Annotated in this window: 13 protein-coding genes; 3 read left to right on the forward strand and 10 right to left on the reverse strand. The window is 70.9% G+C overall.

Annotation, left to right across the window (positions count from 1 at the left end; genetic code table 11):
- Window positions 1-403: 403 nt before the first annotated feature.
- Window positions 404-880, reverse strand: coding sequence for a helix-turn-helix domain containing protein (locus VSH64_RS17720; RefSeq protein ID WP_326836717.1), 477 nt, complete (start codon window positions 878-880; stop codon window positions 404-406).
- Window positions 881-1,092: 212 nt separating this feature from the next.
- The gene (locus VSH64_RS17725) at window positions 1,093-2,670 is read right to left on the reverse strand and encodes an alpha/beta hydrolase (RefSeq protein ID WP_326836718.1); all 1,578 of its coding nucleotides are present in this window, start codon (window positions 2,668-2,670) and stop codon (window positions 1,093-1,095) included.
- Between the two features lie 130 nt (window positions 2,671-2,800).
- On the opposite strand from VSH64_RS17725, the gene VSH64_RS17730 reads away from it, so the two are divergent.
- Window positions 2,801-3,490, forward strand: coding sequence for a DNA alkylation repair protein (locus VSH64_RS17730; protein ID WP_326836719.1), 690 nt, complete (start codon window positions 2,801-2,803; stop codon window positions 3,488-3,490).
- Between the two features lie 140 nt (window positions 3,491-3,630).
- On the opposite strand, the gene pheT is transcribed toward VSH64_RS17730, so the two are convergent.
- The 4 genes from pheT to VSH64_RS17750 all read right to left on the reverse strand — a co-directional run bounded on the left by pheT (window position 3,631) and on the right by VSH64_RS17750 (window position 8,997).
- Window positions 3,631-6,201: a phenylalanine--tRNA ligase subunit beta gene (pheT, locus tag VSH64_RS17735; RefSeq protein WP_326836720.1), complete on the reverse strand. Its 2,571-nt coding sequence runs from the start codon at window positions 6,199-6,201 to the stop codon at window positions 3,631-3,633.
- The gene (pheS, locus tag VSH64_RS17740; RefSeq protein ID WP_326836721.1) at window positions 6,201-7,256 is read right to left on the reverse strand and encodes a phenylalanine--tRNA ligase subunit alpha; all 1,056 of its coding nucleotides are present in this window, start codon (window positions 7,254-7,256) and stop codon (window positions 6,201-6,203) included. The genes pheT and pheS overlap by 1 nt, the downstream gene beginning before the upstream one ends.
- A 150-nt stretch (window positions 7,257-7,406) precedes the next feature.
- The gene (locus VSH64_RS17745; protein WP_326836722.1) at window positions 7,407-8,252 is read right to left on the reverse strand and encodes an urea carboxylase-associated family protein; all 846 of its coding nucleotides are present in this window, start codon (window positions 8,250-8,252) and stop codon (window positions 7,407-7,409) included.
- A 61-nt stretch (window positions 8,253-8,313) separates the two neighbouring features.
- Window positions 8,314-8,997 carry a GntR family transcriptional regulator gene (locus tag VSH64_RS17750; protein ID WP_326836723.1) on the reverse strand — a complete coding sequence of 228 codons (684 nt, stop codon included), beginning with the start codon at window positions 8,995-8,997 and terminating at the stop codon, window positions 8,314-8,316.
- Window positions 8,998-9,181: 184 nt separating this feature from the next.
- On the opposite strand from VSH64_RS17750, the gene VSH64_RS17755 reads away from it, so the two are divergent.
- Window positions 9,182-10,540 carry an MFS transporter gene (locus tag VSH64_RS17755; protein WP_326836724.1) on the forward strand — a complete coding sequence of 453 codons (1,359 nt, stop codon included), beginning with the start codon at window positions 9,182-9,184 and terminating at the stop codon, window positions 10,538-10,540.
- On the opposite strand, the gene VSH64_RS17760 is transcribed toward VSH64_RS17755, so the two are convergent.
- The 4 genes from VSH64_RS17760 to infC form a co-directional block, all read right to left on the reverse strand.
- Window positions 10,537-11,355 carry a TrmH family RNA methyltransferase gene (locus VSH64_RS17760; RefSeq protein WP_326837973.1) on the reverse strand — a complete coding sequence of 273 codons (819 nt, stop codon included), beginning with the start codon at window positions 11,353-11,355 and terminating at the stop codon, window positions 10,537-10,539. The genes VSH64_RS17755 and VSH64_RS17760 overlap by 4 nt on opposite strands.
- Window positions 11,352-11,729 (reverse strand): 50S ribosomal protein L20, encoded by a 378-nt coding sequence (gene rplT, locus VSH64_RS17765; RefSeq protein ID WP_220241958.1) that lies wholly within the window; start codon window positions 11,727-11,729, stop codon window positions 11,352-11,354. The genes VSH64_RS17760 and rplT overlap by 4 nt, the downstream gene beginning before the upstream one ends.
- 64 nt (window positions 11,730-11,793) lie before the next feature.
- On the reverse strand, window positions 11,794-11,988 hold the full coding sequence (rpmI, locus tag VSH64_RS17770) for a 50S ribosomal protein L35 (protein WP_086672342.1): 195 nt from the start codon (window positions 11,986-11,988) through the stop codon (window positions 11,794-11,796).
- Between the two features lie 77 nt (window positions 11,989-12,065).
- Complete coding sequence (infC, locus tag VSH64_RS17775) at window positions 12,066-12,677, reverse strand: translation initiation factor IF-3 (protein ID WP_326836725.1); 612 nt, start codon at window positions 12,675-12,677, stop codon at window positions 12,066-12,068.
- 228 nt (window positions 12,678-12,905) lie between these two features.
- Between infC and VSH64_RS17780 the strand changes: the two genes are divergently transcribed.
- Complete coding sequence (locus VSH64_RS17780; RefSeq protein ID WP_326836726.1) at window positions 12,906-13,265, forward strand: DUF1844 domain-containing protein; 360 nt, start codon at window positions 12,906-12,908, stop codon at window positions 13,263-13,265.
- The last annotated feature ends 20 nt before the right edge of the window (window positions 13,266-13,285 follow it).

Genomic DNA, 13,285 nt, shown 5'->3' on the forward strand with positions numbered 1-13,285 from the left:
GCAACCCGTTCGGTCGGCTGCACCGCGGCCGGGATCGCCACGGCAAGTCGGGTCGCCCGCTGTTCGGCAGGCTCGTCGGTGCCACAGCGGGAAAGGCCGCGAGGCACGACCAACCAGCTTCTCCCCGGCAATCTCGGGCAGGCTCGCCGACTCGATCAGTGAAGCCCGGCCGTGCCATGCCGAGCAGCGATCCCGGCACCGCGACATCCCGGGCCGGCCGTGCCATGCCGAGCAGCGATCCCGGCACCGCGACGTCCCGGGCCGGCCGACCCAGCTCGCAGCACTCAGGACAACCGCACCGCTCGCGGATCAACCGATCGCCTGCCCCACCGCTCCACAGCCGGAGCCGTACCCGTGGCCGGAGCCGTGCCCGTGGCCCCGCAGCCCACGGGCACGGCAGAGGTCACTCCTCCCCCTCCCCGGACTCCCGCAGGCTCGGCGGCGCGGGCAGGTGCTGCCCCGGCCGTTCGGGGTCACACCCGACCCGCGGCAAGCGCGAGCGGATCCCACCCGCCGTGCGTTCGAAGCGGCGGGCCAGGTCGGCGACCGTGTCGCCCGCCAGCCAGGCGGACTCCAGTTCGGCGTCGAGGTCCGCGTTCCACGGTTTGCCTTGCTGGGCGGGGCGTTCGCCGGATCTTCGGCGTGGGCCGCCGGCGAAGGCGTGCAGGCTGCCGGCCAGGAGGTCGGCCACCGTGGGGACCGCGGTGGTGTCGAGGTCGAGCCGGCCGTGCACGACGGATTCGCCCTCGGGTCCTTCGCCGCCCACGGTGACCGTGACGCGGTTCTGCTCGGCCGTGTCGCCCGGGCGGGCGACGACGGCGATCTGGTACTGGATGTTTCCGACCCGGACCTCGGTCCGGTGCTCTTCGATGATCGTCATGCCGGGAAGGTAGCGCCCACCCCCGACAAAATCCGCTCACGGCCCGTGCGCGAACGGCTGCGCTCCGAAATTGTCGGACCCCCGCCGTACCGTCCCGGACAACCACGAAGAGCAACCGAGGAGCGACGGTGCGAAAGCACACCGAACACCATCACCACAGACGGCAGGTGCCCCGGCCTGGCGGACCGGACCGGGGCACCGGAGGAAAACGATCAGAAGCGCAGCAGCGAGCCCACCTGGGCCTGGGCTGGTGCGTCGCTCTTCTGTTGTGCGTCCGCGGCGGCCGGAACCGGCGGCGGCACCGGGTCGCACTGGGCGTCGGAGTGGTTGCCCGCCGTGCGTTTCGGCAGCGCGCCCGTCGCGAGGTAGTCGGCGACCTTGTCGTCCACGCAGGCGACGCCGGACAGCGAGCCGGCGTGGGTGGTGCCGCCCGGGGCGCTGATCAGGCTCGACTCCGGGAAGAGCTTCCGCACCGCGAGGCTGCCCGCGTACGGCGTCGCCGCGTCGAGCTCCTCGCTGATCAGCAGCACGCCGCCGACCTTGCTGCCGTCCACCGTCACGGGTTTGCCGGCCTTGGCGGGCCAGTTCACGCAGGGCGCGTTGAACCACGCGTTGCCCCAGGTTTCGAACGGCGCGCGGAAGTAGGTCGTCCAGTTGTCGAGGCGCCAGCGGTTCCACTTGGTCGGCCACTGCACGTCGGTGCACTGCACGGCGCTGTACACGGCGTACCCGTTGTCGTCACCGGGCGGGTTGGAGTTGTCGTAGAGGCTCTTGAGCGTCTGCCAGTCGCCGCGGTGCACCCAACCGTCGAAGGCCTTGGCCAGGTCCTCCCAGCCGAACACGTAGTAGCCGGCCTGCAGGAACACGTCGGTCCACTCGTCGCCGCCGATCACGCCGCCGGCGGCGGAGCGGTCGAGCTTCTTCTGCTGGTCGTACCAGAGCTTCTCCACGGCGGTCGCGGTCTTGCCGAGGTGGTAGACCGAGTCGTACTTCGCGAGCCAGCCGAAGTAGATCTTGATGTTCCGGTCGAACGCGACGTCCTGGTCGAGGTTGGCCTGGTACCAGACCTTGCGCGGGTCCACGTTGCCGTCGAGCACCATGCGCCGCACGTTCTTCGGGTACAGCGTGCTGTACACCTGCCCGAGGTAGGTGCCGTAGGAGAAGCCGTAGTAGTTGATCTGCTTCTCCCCCAGCGCCACGCGGAGGCTGTCCATGTCCTGCGCGACGTCGGTGGTCTTGATGTGGTCGAGGATGGCGCCGTTCTTGGCGCACGCCTTCGCGTAACCGCGCGTCTTCGCGAGCCAGGTGCGCTCGAGCTGCGGCGTGGTGGGCACGTACGGCGGCCGGTCGTAGGAGAAGTAGCCGCCGTCGCACGTCACGGTGGGCTTGCTGGAGCCGACGCCGCGTGGATCGAAGCCGATCCAGTCGTAGGCGCCGCCGGCGCCGTTCGGCACGTACTGGCCCAGTACCGAGAGCCCGAGCCCGGACCCGCCGGGGCCACCCGGGTTCACCAGCATCACGCCCTGGTACTGCGCGGCCTTGTGCTTGATCCGCGACACCGCGATCTGCACCTTGGTGCCGGCCGGCTTCGCGTAGTCCATCGGGACCACGAGGAACCCGCACTCGGCGCCGGCGTTGGTCAGGCTCGGGGTCTGGCACGCACCCCAGCTGATCGGCGGCGGGGTGTAGCCCGGCTTCGCCGCCCCCTGTGCCGCCGTGGCGGCCGGTGCGGCGGCCATCGTCCCGACCGCGACACCCGCGGCAGCCAGGACGGCAAGGATTTTCTTCACGATGGCCCTCTTCGTTCGCGGGTTACCCGAATTGGTCGAAACTACCGACAACCCGCCACAATCTCCTCGCACGACACGAGTTGCGCCAGCCGTCACCCGGCGGTGGCCGGCGCGGTGGAGGTGACCGCCAATGGGTGTGGACACGGCCTTGATCTCGGCTGTCCGAACAGGACTCGCCGAGCGGGCGGACGCGGCGAAAGCCGTTGGCATGCAGGCGTACATGAAGTCGGCGATGCCGTTTCGCGGCGTGGCCAAGCCCGAGCGGGCCGCCCTCATGAAGACGGTGCTGGCCGACCACGTTCTGCCCGATCGAGTGAGTTTTTCAACGACGGTGCTCACCTTGTGGCGCACCGCCGAATTCCGCGAGGAGCGTTACGCGGCGATCGACCTGACGGGCCACCGCGCCTACCGGCAGTGGCAGGACCCCGGGCTGCTGGACCTCTACGAGGAACTGATCGTGGGCGGTGCGTGGTGGGACTTCGTGGACGAGGTCGCGATCCGCCGCGTCGGGCCGATCCTGCGGGAGCACCGCGCCGAGGTCACCCCGGTCCTGCTGCGCTGGGCCACCGACCCGGACCGGTGGCGCCGCCGCACCGCGGTGATCAGCCAGGTGTCGGCCAAAACCGACGTCGACCACGTCCTGCTCACCGCGGCGATCGAAGCCAACGCGGCCGACCCGGACTTCTTCCTGAGGAAAGGCATCGGCTGGGCCCTGCGCGACCACGCGAAAACGGACGCCGCGTGGGTGCGCGCGTTCGTGCACGACCACCCCGACCTGTCACCACTGTCCACCCGGGAGGCCCTGAAGAACCTGACGTGACCGCGAACCGCACCCGGCGGAGAAAACGGCGATGGGCCGGAGACTCCGCGGTGAGGCGGTGTCTCCGGCCCACGGACCGAAGCCGATCAGGTGGTGCCGCGCAGGAGATCAGCGGCGCAGTTGATCAGGCGTACTGGTGATCAGGCGCGCAGCGTGGCTCCGAAGCGGTCGCCCGCCGCGGAGACCGCGGCGTCGCGGGCCTTGGTCGCCTCGTCGACGGTGAGGGTGCGGTCCGGGGCCCGGAAGCGGAGCTTGTAGGCCAGGGAACGCTTGCCGTCGCCGATCTGGGTGCCGGTGTAGACGTCGAAGAGGGTGATGTCTTCGAGGAGGTCGCCGGCGCTGGTGCGGAGCACCTCGGCGAGGTCCGCCGAGGGCACGTCGGCGCCGGCCACGAGGGCGACGTCGAGGAGCACCGGCGGGTAGGCCGAGACGCTGGGCGCCGGGCGGGAGTCCGGGAGCGGGATGGCGTCGAGGTCGAGCTCCATGGCGACGGTGCGCGGGGGCAGGCCCAGCGCCTCGACGACCTTGGGGTGCAGCTCGCCCGCGTGGCCCACCGGCCAGTCGCCCACGCGCAGCTGGGCGCAGCGGCCCGGGTGCCACGGCGGGAGGTCGGCCGACTGCACCGTGAGCTCCACGCCGGCGGCCTCGGCCACGAGGCGGGCGGCCTCCACTGCGTCGGCCCACGAAGCCGGCTCGCCCTTGCCCCACCAGCCGGCGCGGCGGCGCTGGCCGGTGAGCACCACGGCGACGTGCACCGGCTGGGCGGGCACGGCGGCCTCCAGCACGGCGAGCTCCTCGTCGCTCGGCCGGTGCTCGACGCCGAGGTCCGGCACCTTGAGCTGGTGCGGCTTCGGCAGCACGACCTGGCCGATGTGGAAGAGCGACACGTCCTTCATGCCGCGGGACACGTTGCGCTGCAAGGTGTCGAGCAGGCCGGGCAGGAGTGTGGTCGACATGCGGTCGTGGTCGGCCTCAAGCGGGTTGCGCACGCGCACGGTCCGGCGGCGCACGTCGTCCTCGGCCAGGCCGAGGTCGTCCCACACCGAGTCGCCGACGAACGGGAAGGGCAGCACCTCGACGTGGCCCGCCTCGGCCAGCGCGCGGGCGACGCCGCGGCGGCGCTTCTGCTCTTCGGTGAGCCCACGGCCCGCGGGCGCCGCCGGCAGGACCGACGGGATGCTCTCGTACCCCTCGAGCCGCAGCACCTCCTCGACGAGGTCGGCGGGCTGCACGAGGTCGGCGCGCCAGCTCGGCGGGGTCGCGGTGACCGACGAGATGCCCGCGTCGCTGGTGCTCACCTGGACCTTGCAGCCGATCTGCGTGAGCCGCCGCACGGTGACGCCGCGCTCGTAGCGCACGCCCGCCACCTGGTCGGGCAGGTTGATCGGCATGGTGACCGGCGCGAGCGGCGTGACGCCACCCTCGTCGGTGCGGCCCGGCTGGATCGCGCCCTCGCCGTACTGGCGCAGCAGGCGCGCGGCCAGCTCCACCGCGGCCGCGCACAGGCCCGGGTCGGTGTAGCGCTCGAAGCGCTTGGCCGCCTCGGAGAACAGCTTGTGCCGGCGCGCCGTGCGGCTGATCGACGCCGGGTTCCAGTGGGCCGCCTCGAGGAGCACGTCGGTGCTCTCCGGGGTGATCTCCGTGCTGGCGCCACCCATGGTGCCCGCGAGCGAGATCACGCCGGAGTCGTCGGCGATCACGATGTCGTCGGCGTCGAGGGTGCGCTCGACATCGTCCAAAGTGGTCAGCTTCTCCCCCGCGGACGCGCGCCGCACCACCAGGTCCCCCTGGATGGCGGTGGTCGCGAACGCGTGGAGCGGGTGACCGAGCTCGAGCATCACGTAGTTGGTGACGTCGACGGCCAGCGAGATCGAGCGGATGCCGGCCAGCATCAGCCGGCGGCGCATCCACCACGGCGACGGCGCGGTGGCGTCGAGGCCCTTCACACGGCGCAGCACGAAGCGCGGGCAGCCTTCGGGGTCCTCGACCCGCACCGGCCACGCGTCGCCCTCGGCCTCGGGGATGTCGATGTTCGCCGGGTCGCCGAAGGGCACGTCGAGCGCGTTGGACAGCTCGCGCGCGAGGCCGCGGATCGACAGCGCGTAGCCGCGGTCCGGGGTCGGCGTGACCTCGATGACGGTGTCGACGAGACCCAGCAGCGCGATCGCGTCGTCGCCCGGGCTCGCGGTGCCCGGCGGCAACACGAGGATGCCGCTGTGGTCCTCGCCCAGGCCGAGCTCCTTGGCGGAGCAGATCATGCCGTCGCTGACCTTGCCGTACGTCTTGCGCGCGGCGATCTCGAAATCACCCGGCAGCACGACACCCGGCAGCGCCACCACGACGAGGTCGCCCTCGGCGAAGTTGTTCGCGCCGCAGACGATGCCGCGGGTCTTGATGCCGTGGGGGCCCTCGTTCTCGATCGGGCCCTCGTCGTCGTCCTCGTCCTCGTCGTCTTCGGAGCCCGCGGTGTCCTCTTCGGACTCCGGCTCCTCGCCGACCTCGACGCGGCAGAAGCGCACCGGCTTCTTGAAGCCCGTGAGCTCCTCGATCTCGGCGACGCGCCCGACCACGAGCGGGCCGGTCACCGGTCCGAGCTCGCTCAGCTCGTCGACCTCGATCCCGATCCGCACGAAGGCGTCGGCCAGGTCCTGGGGCGTGACCTCGTCACCCACGTCGAGGTGCTCGGTCAGCCAGCTCACCGGGACTCGCACTACGCCTCCGTTCCGAAGGGAAGGGTGAACCGGACGTCGCCTTCGACCATGTCGCGCATGTCCGGGATGCCGTTGCGGAACTGCAGGGTCCGCTCGATGCCCATGCCGAACGCGAACCCGGAGTACACCTCGGGGTCGACGCCGCACGCGCGCAGCACGTTGGGGTTGACCATGCCGCAGCCGCCCCACTCGACCCAGCCGGGGCCGCCCTTCTTCTCCTCGAACCACACGTCCACCTCGGCGGACGGCTCGGTGAAGGGGAAGAAGTGCGGGCGCAGCCGCGTTTTCGAGCTCTCGCCGAACATCGCCCGCGCGAACGCGTCGAGCGTGCCCTTGAGGTGGGCCATGGTGATGCCCTTGTCCACGGCCAGGCCTTCGACCTGTGTGAACACCGGCGTGTGCGTGGAGTCGAGCTCGTCGGTGCGGTAGGTGCGGCCCGGGCACACGACGTACACCGGCAGGTCGCGGTGCAGGAGGCTCCGGGCCTGCACGGGCGAGGTGTGCGTGCGCAGCACCAGCCCGGAGTCCTCTTCGCCCACGTAGAACGTGTCCTGCAGCTGACGCGCGGGGTGGTCCTTGCCGAAGTTCAGCGCGTCGAAGTTGAACCACTCCGCCTCGAGCTCAGGGCCTTCGGCGACTTCGTAGCCCATCGCCACGAACGCGTCGGCCACGCGCTCGGACACGGTGCTGATCGGGTGCCGCGCACCCCGCGGGACCTGGTCCCACGGCAGCGTGACGTCGACGGCCTCTTCGCGCAGCACGTGCTCGTCCCGCTCCGCCTGCAACACCGCGCGGCGCTCGTCGAACGCGGCCTGCGTGGCCTGGCGGGCCTCGTTGACCCGCTTGCCGGCGTCGGCCTTCTCCTGCTTGGACAGCGCGCCGATCGCTCGGCGCGCCAGCAGCAGGGGCGCCTGGTCCCCGAGGTGCGCCGGCTTGACGGCGGCGAGCGCCTCCAGGTCGGTGGCACCCGCGAAGGCCTCTTCGGCCGCCTTGATCGCCGCGCGCAGGGTTTCCGGTGCGAGCACGTCGACCGGCTTGTCTGTGGCTCCGGACATGACTCCTCGGCGTCCACTGGGACGGGTTGAGCGGCAGCGCACGGGCAGGCAGCCGCACGTGCACATCGGGCAGCCCAGTCTAGGGGATCGGCCGTGGACCCCGGCCGCTCACCCTCCGCTTTCGCCGCGCCCGAGCCGGCGGCCAGGCCCTCAGGCCTGATCTTCCCACCGGGGCAGCCGCAGGCCGTGCAGGTTGCCGTAGGCGGCCCGCTCCGGCTGCTGCCAGCCGGCGCGCTGTTCGTCGGGGATCCGGTAGACCTGCACCGCCAGCGGACGGCACACGTCGATCGGGTCCTTCGCGTCCGGGCCCCAGAGCGGCACCGACAGGTCACCGCCGGGGCAGGTCGACAGCGCGCACAGGAGATCGAGCTCGGCGAAGAACTCGAAGAAGTCGCCCGCCTTCGCCGGGCACGCCTTCATGAAGTAGCGGTCCTCGTCGTTGAGCCCGGTGCACTGGAACACGTTGAGCACGTCGTGCACGTCGAATTCCGTGAGCCCGTAAGGGAGAACCGCGCGGGTGAGGTTCGAGTGGCAGTGGAAGTCGAAGTCCTCGCCGGTGAGCATGCGGTTCACGTACGGGTCGCAGCGCGTGCCGAGCAGGTCGTGCACGCGGCCGCCGTCCGCGTCGCTGCCGTAGTCCGCGAGGGTGTCGTTGGTGACCGTGAGCAACGGCCGCAGGAACGGCAGCGTGGACCAGATCCGGTCGAAGGTCGACACGTGCGCGGCCTGCAGCTGACGCGTGCGCGCGGCCCACATCCGCTCACGCGGGTCGTGGCGGTTCCACACGTTGAGGTCACCCACCTGCGGGCCCTCGGGCGTGCTGATGCGGCACACGTGCCCCGCGGGGACTTCCCAGGCCCGGCCCGAACGGATCGGGAGGGTGAACTCCTCGACCAGCTCGCGACCGTCGGTCTCGCTCGCGATGCGGCCGTAGAAGGCGCGATCGACACCGAGCGCGCCCCCTTCCGTCTGGTACGCGGCGGGGTAGCTGCCCATGGAAAACCTCGCAGTTCGGTGGTCGGGTGGGATTGAGAGGGTGGACCGGTCGGACGAAGAGTCAGGCCGGGTCCGGCACGGCCTGCAGCCGCAGCACCTCGATCACGGCGCGCTCGGCGTCGTCGAGGTAGCGGCGCAACGCGGCGGCGGCCGCGGCCCGGGAGCCGGCCGTGAGCAGGTCGCAGATCTCGCGGTCGCGCGGCACGAACGAGCGCTGGAAATCGGCCTCGTCCGCGATCGCCGCGAACGCGAGCCGCAGCTGCGCGAAGGTGGTGCGGAAGAGCGCGTCGAGGCGCGGGCTGCCGAGCGTGGCGACCAGGGCCTGGTGGAACCGCAGGCTCGCCGTGCCGACTTCGCGCCAGCTCCCGGCCACCGCGGCTTCTTCCGCCGCCGCGCACGCCTGCTCGAGCCCGGCCAGCGCGCGTTCGGTGGCCAGCGCGCTGTCGTCGATCGCCCGCAGCTCGACCGTGCGGCGCACGAGGTAGATGTCGCGCACCTCCTCGACGGTGATCATCTTGACCACCGCGCCCCGGTGCCGCTTCACCTCCACCAGCTCTTCGGTGGTCAGCAGCCGCACGGCTTCGCGCAGGGTGTTGCGCGAGACGCCGAGCTCCTCGGCCAGCGCCACCTCCCGCAACGGCGCCCCCGGCCGCAGCTCGCCCTCGACGATGCGCTCCCGCAACGTCTCGGCGACCCGCTCCGGCGCGGCGACGCCGGTGATCTCTGCTGCTGCGCTCTCCGTCACGGGATCGACCTTAGCCGGTTTTGTTCAACAGTCAACGAGGGTTGTTGAACAATGCGACGGTCGCGCTTTCAGAATTCAGGATAGGCGACCAAGTCACCCTGAAGGGTTGACGCAGTTGTTGAACAATCCTTACGGTGCTGCCCACTGCGACACGACACCCGGCACTCCCGACAGGAGAACCACCATGAGCAGTGCCCGAGGCAACGGCGCCGGCACCCCGACGGGGACCGGCGTGGGCCGGACGCTCGACGATCTCCCGCTCACCGCGTTCCACCGGCGGCTCACGGTGTACTCGGCCGGCGGCCCGTTCCTCGACGGGTTCGTGCTCGGCATCATCGGCGTCGCCCTCACGCAGCTGACCCCGCAGTGGCACCTGTCCGGTGCGTGGCAGGGCGTGCTGGGCGCGTCGGCGCTGATCGGCCTGTTCGCCGGCGGCCTGCTCGGCGGGTACGTGACCGACCGGGTCGGCCGGACCGTGATGTACACGCTCGACCTGCTGCTCGTCGCGATTTGTTCGGTGGCCCAGTTCTTCTCCACCGGCCCGGTGATGCTGCTGGCGCTGCGGTTCGTGCTCGGCATCGCGATCGGCGCCGACTACCCCATCGCCACGTCGCTGCTGGCCGAGTTCGCGCCGCGGCGCAAGCGTGGCAGCCTGCTCGGCTGGCTCACCGCGATGTGGGCGGCGGGCAACGCCGCCGCGTACCTGGTCGGCGAGGCACTCAAGCACCTGGGCCCGGACGCGTGGCGCTGGATGCTGCTGTCGCCCGCGGTGTTCGCGATCCTGCTCGTGGTGGCCCGCTGGGGCACGCCTGAATCACCGCGCTGGCTCGCCGCCCGCGGCCGCGTCGACGAGGCACGCGCGGCCCTTCACAAGGTGTTCGGCCCGGACGCCGAACTCGAGGCCCTGCCCGAGGAAACCGAACCCGCGCGGTTCCGCACCCTGGTCTCCGGTCCCTACCTGCGGCGCACGGTGTTCGTCGCGGTGTTCTGGACCTGCTCGATCCTGCCGATCTACGCCATCTACGCCTTCGGGCCCGCCCTGCTGGCCGCGCTCGGCCTCGACGGCCCGGGACTCGCCAACGTGGGCGAGGCGTCCATCGGCCTGCTGTTCCTCATCGGCTGCGTCGCCGCGACCCTCGTGGCCAACCGCTTCGGCCGGCGCACGCTGCTGATCGGCCCGTTCGCGGTCGCCACGGTCGCGCTGTTCGCGCTCGGCTTCTTCCCGCACTCCGCGGTTCCCGTGGTGGCCACCCTGTTCGCCGTGTACGCGATCGCCATCGGCGGCCCCACGATCATGCAGTGGATCTACCCCAACGAGCTGTTCCCCACGGAGGTCCGCGCGACCGCGGTCGGCGTCGGTACGTCGGTGAGCCGCATCGGCGCCGCCGTCGGCACGTTCCTCACGCCGATCCTGCTCGCCTCGGCCGGCGTCGGCGTGACGATGCTCATCGCCGCGGCCGTGAGCACGGTCGGGGTGGTGGTGTCGGTGTTCCTGGCGCCGGAGACCCGGCACCAGAGCCTCGCCGAGGCGAGTGCCCGCTAGCGGGCGCGGTGCGCGGCCATCGCCGAGGTGTACACGCACACGGCGGCCGCGGTGGCGAGGTTGAGGCTTTCCGCCTTGCCGTACAAGGGAATGCGTACGGCTTCGTCCGCCGCGGACAGCACCGTCTCGGACAGGCCGTGGGCCTCGTTGCCGAAGATCCACGCGGTCGGCTCGTCGAACGTGACCTCGTCGAGGGAGAGCGACGCGTACCCGTGGGCGGCCAACGTCCGCAGGCCGGCTTCGCGCAGCGCGGAAAGCACGGCGGAAGTGTCACGCTCGCGAGCGAGCGGCACGTGGAAGGTGGACCCCGCGGCGGCGCGCACGCTCTTGCCGTTGTGGGGATCCACGGTGTCGCCCGCGAGGATCACCGCGTCGGCGCCCGCGGCGTCGGCCACGCGCATCACGGTGCCGGCGTTGCCGGGCTCCGCGACGTCCACGAGGACGACCACGAGGCGCGCGCCGGCCAGCACTGTCGCGAGTGGCCGGTCGACGAGCGCGCAGACGGCCACGATCCCCTGCGGTGTCACGGTTTCCGACAGGCCGTCGGCAGCGCGGTCGGTGATGAGCGAGACCGCGACACCGGAATCCGCGGCGGCCGAAACAAGCTTCGCGTGCGCCGCGGCCGCGCGTTCGGTGACGAACAGCTCGTACACGGTGCCGGAAGCCAGCGCGGCCTCGACGGCGTTGACGCCTTCGGCCAGGAACCGGCCGGTCTTGTCGCGTTCCGCGCGGCGCGTGAGCTTGCGCGCAGCAACGACCCGGGGGGTCCGTTCGGTGAACGGATCCGCCCCGGGTCGCGGGAAACTGCCGGTCAGGCCGACTTCGCTTCGCCGGTGTTCACGTTCGCCTTGGCGAGCTCGGCGAGCGCGGTGAAGGCGGCGGCGTCGTTGACGGCGAGATCCGCGAGGATCTTGCGGTCGACCTCGACACCGGCGACCTTCAGGCCCTGGATGAACCGGTTGTAGGTCACGCCGTTGGCACGAGCGGCCGCGTTGATGCGGGTGATCCACAGCTGGCGGAAGTCACCCTTGCGCGCACGGCGGTCGCGGTAGGCGTAGTTGAGCGAGTGAAGCGTCTGCTCCTTGGCCTTGCGGTACAGCCGCGAACGCTGGCCGCGGTAGCCGCTGGCCAGTTCGAGAGTTGCGCGACGCTTCTTCTGGGCGTTGACCGCCCGCTTGACGCGTGCCACTGGTCCATCCTGTCGGTTCGGGGGGCGAGGTGACCCCGGGGGTGAGTGGGAAAGTGTGCGAGGCTCAGATACCGAGCAGTCGCTTGACGCGACCGGCTTCGGTCTTCGCGAGCTCGGTGGTGCCCTCGAGGCGCCGCGTGAGGCGGTTGGACTTCTTCTCCATCAGGTGGCGGCGACCGGCCTTCTGGCGGCGCAGCTTGCCCGTGCCCGTGACGCGGATGCGCTTGGACGTACCGCTGTGCGTCTTCATCTTCGGCATGCTTGTTGTCCTCTTCCGTGCGGCGGCACACCGGAATTCCGGTGTGCCGCTGACTGTGCTGGGCGCTGAGGGAGGCGTCAGGCTTCGGGAACCGGTTCCGGTTCGGCCTTCACGACCTTCGGCTTCACGTTCTTGTGCGGGGCCAGCACCATGATCATGTTGCGACCGTCCTGCTTGGGCGACGATTCGACGAAGCCCAGCTCGGTCACGTCGTCGGCCAGCTTCTGCAGCAGCCGGAAACCGAGTTCCGGCCGGGACTGCTCGCGACCGCGGAACATGATCGTGACCTTGACCTTGTTGCCGGCCGCCAGGAACCGCGACACGTGACCCTTTTTGGTCTCGTAGTCGTGCTGGTCGATCTTCGGACGCAGCTTCTGTTCCTTGATGACGGTCAACTGCTGGTTGCGGCGGGACTCGCGGGCCTTCTGCGCGCTCTCGTACTTGAACTTGCCGAAGTCCATGAGCTTGCATACGGGCGGGCGGGCCTGAGGCGCGACCTCGACGAGGTCGAGATCGTTCTCCTGTGCCAGCCGCAGCGCATCTTCGATCCGGACGATGCCGACCTGCTCGCCGTTGGGTCCGACGAGCCGGACTTCCGGCACCCGGATACGTTCGTTGATGCGTGTCTCGGAGCTGATGGGGCCTCCTTGGTCCGAGTGACAATTCTCTTCTCGACCTGGTGCCCACATGAATCAGGCCCCGTCACCGGCTTCCTGCCGGTTCACGGGGCCCGCTCTGTCTCCGATCGCGCTCGACCACGAAGATCGAACGCTTCGCCTCAATGAGGGATGCACTGACATCCACCACTTCGGCGAGACCGGACCCGGACACCTGAGGCGGTGACGCGGGTGGGAGCGGGGCTCCACTTGCCGCCCCCGATTCCTCGGGGGCTGGTCGCTCGTGGAAGGGTACCAGACGTGTCAGAACAACCTTCGCAAGAGCCCCCCTATTCCCCGGACGTCCGCGACCTGGAGGACATCCCGAGCGTGGAGGTGATCAGCCGCGCGGCCGTGATGCTGATGTCGGCCGCCGCCGAACGGCTGGGCCTGGCCGACGCCGACCCGGACACCTCGCCCCACCGCGACCTCGACGAGGCCCGCCGGCTCATCACGGCGCTCGCCGGGCTCGTCACGTCGTCCGTAGAATACCTGGGCCTGCACGCCGGCCCGCTGCGCGACGGCCTGCAGTCGCTGCAGAAGGCGTTCCGCGAGGCCTCCGCCGTCCCCGACGCGCCGGGCCAGGGCCCGGGCGAGAAGTTCACCGGCCCGGTCTACTGAGCCCACGACCCGGCCCGACC

Origin of the sequence: Amycolatopsis rhabdoformis, from assembly GCF_035918295.1 — a bacterium.
In the GTDB taxonomy this organism is placed as follows: domain Bacteria; phylum Actinomycetota; class Actinomycetes; order Mycobacteriales; family Pseudonocardiaceae; genus Amycolatopsis; species Amycolatopsis rhabdoformis.

Coding starts and splice junctions, on each gene's coding strand:
- VSH64_RS17720 (WP_326836717.1), bottom strand. CDS start 880: ATGACGATCATCGAAGAGCACCGGACCGAGGTCCGGGTCGGAAACATC.
- VSH64_RS17730 (WP_326836719.1), top strand. CDS start 2,801: ATGGGTGTGGACACGGCCTTGATCTCGGCTGTCCGAACAGGACTCGCC.
- pheS (WP_326836721.1), bottom strand. CDS start 7,256: ATGTCCGGAGCCACAGACAAGCCGGTCGACGTGCTCGCACCGGAAACC.
- VSH64_RS17745 (WP_326836722.1), bottom strand. CDS start 8,252: ATGGGCAGCTACCCCGCCGCGTACCAGACGGAAGGGGGCGCGCTCGGT.
- VSH64_RS17755 (WP_326836724.1), top strand. CDS start 9,182: ATGAGCAGTGCCCGAGGCAACGGCGCCGGCACCCCGACGGGGACCGGC.
- rpmI (WP_086672342.1), bottom strand. CDS start 11,988: ATGCCGAAGATGAAGACGCACAGCGGTACGTCCAAGCGCATCCGCGTC.
- infC (WP_326836725.1), bottom strand. CDS start 12,677: ATGTGGGCACCAGGTCGAGAAGAGAATTGTCACTCGGACCAAGGAGGC.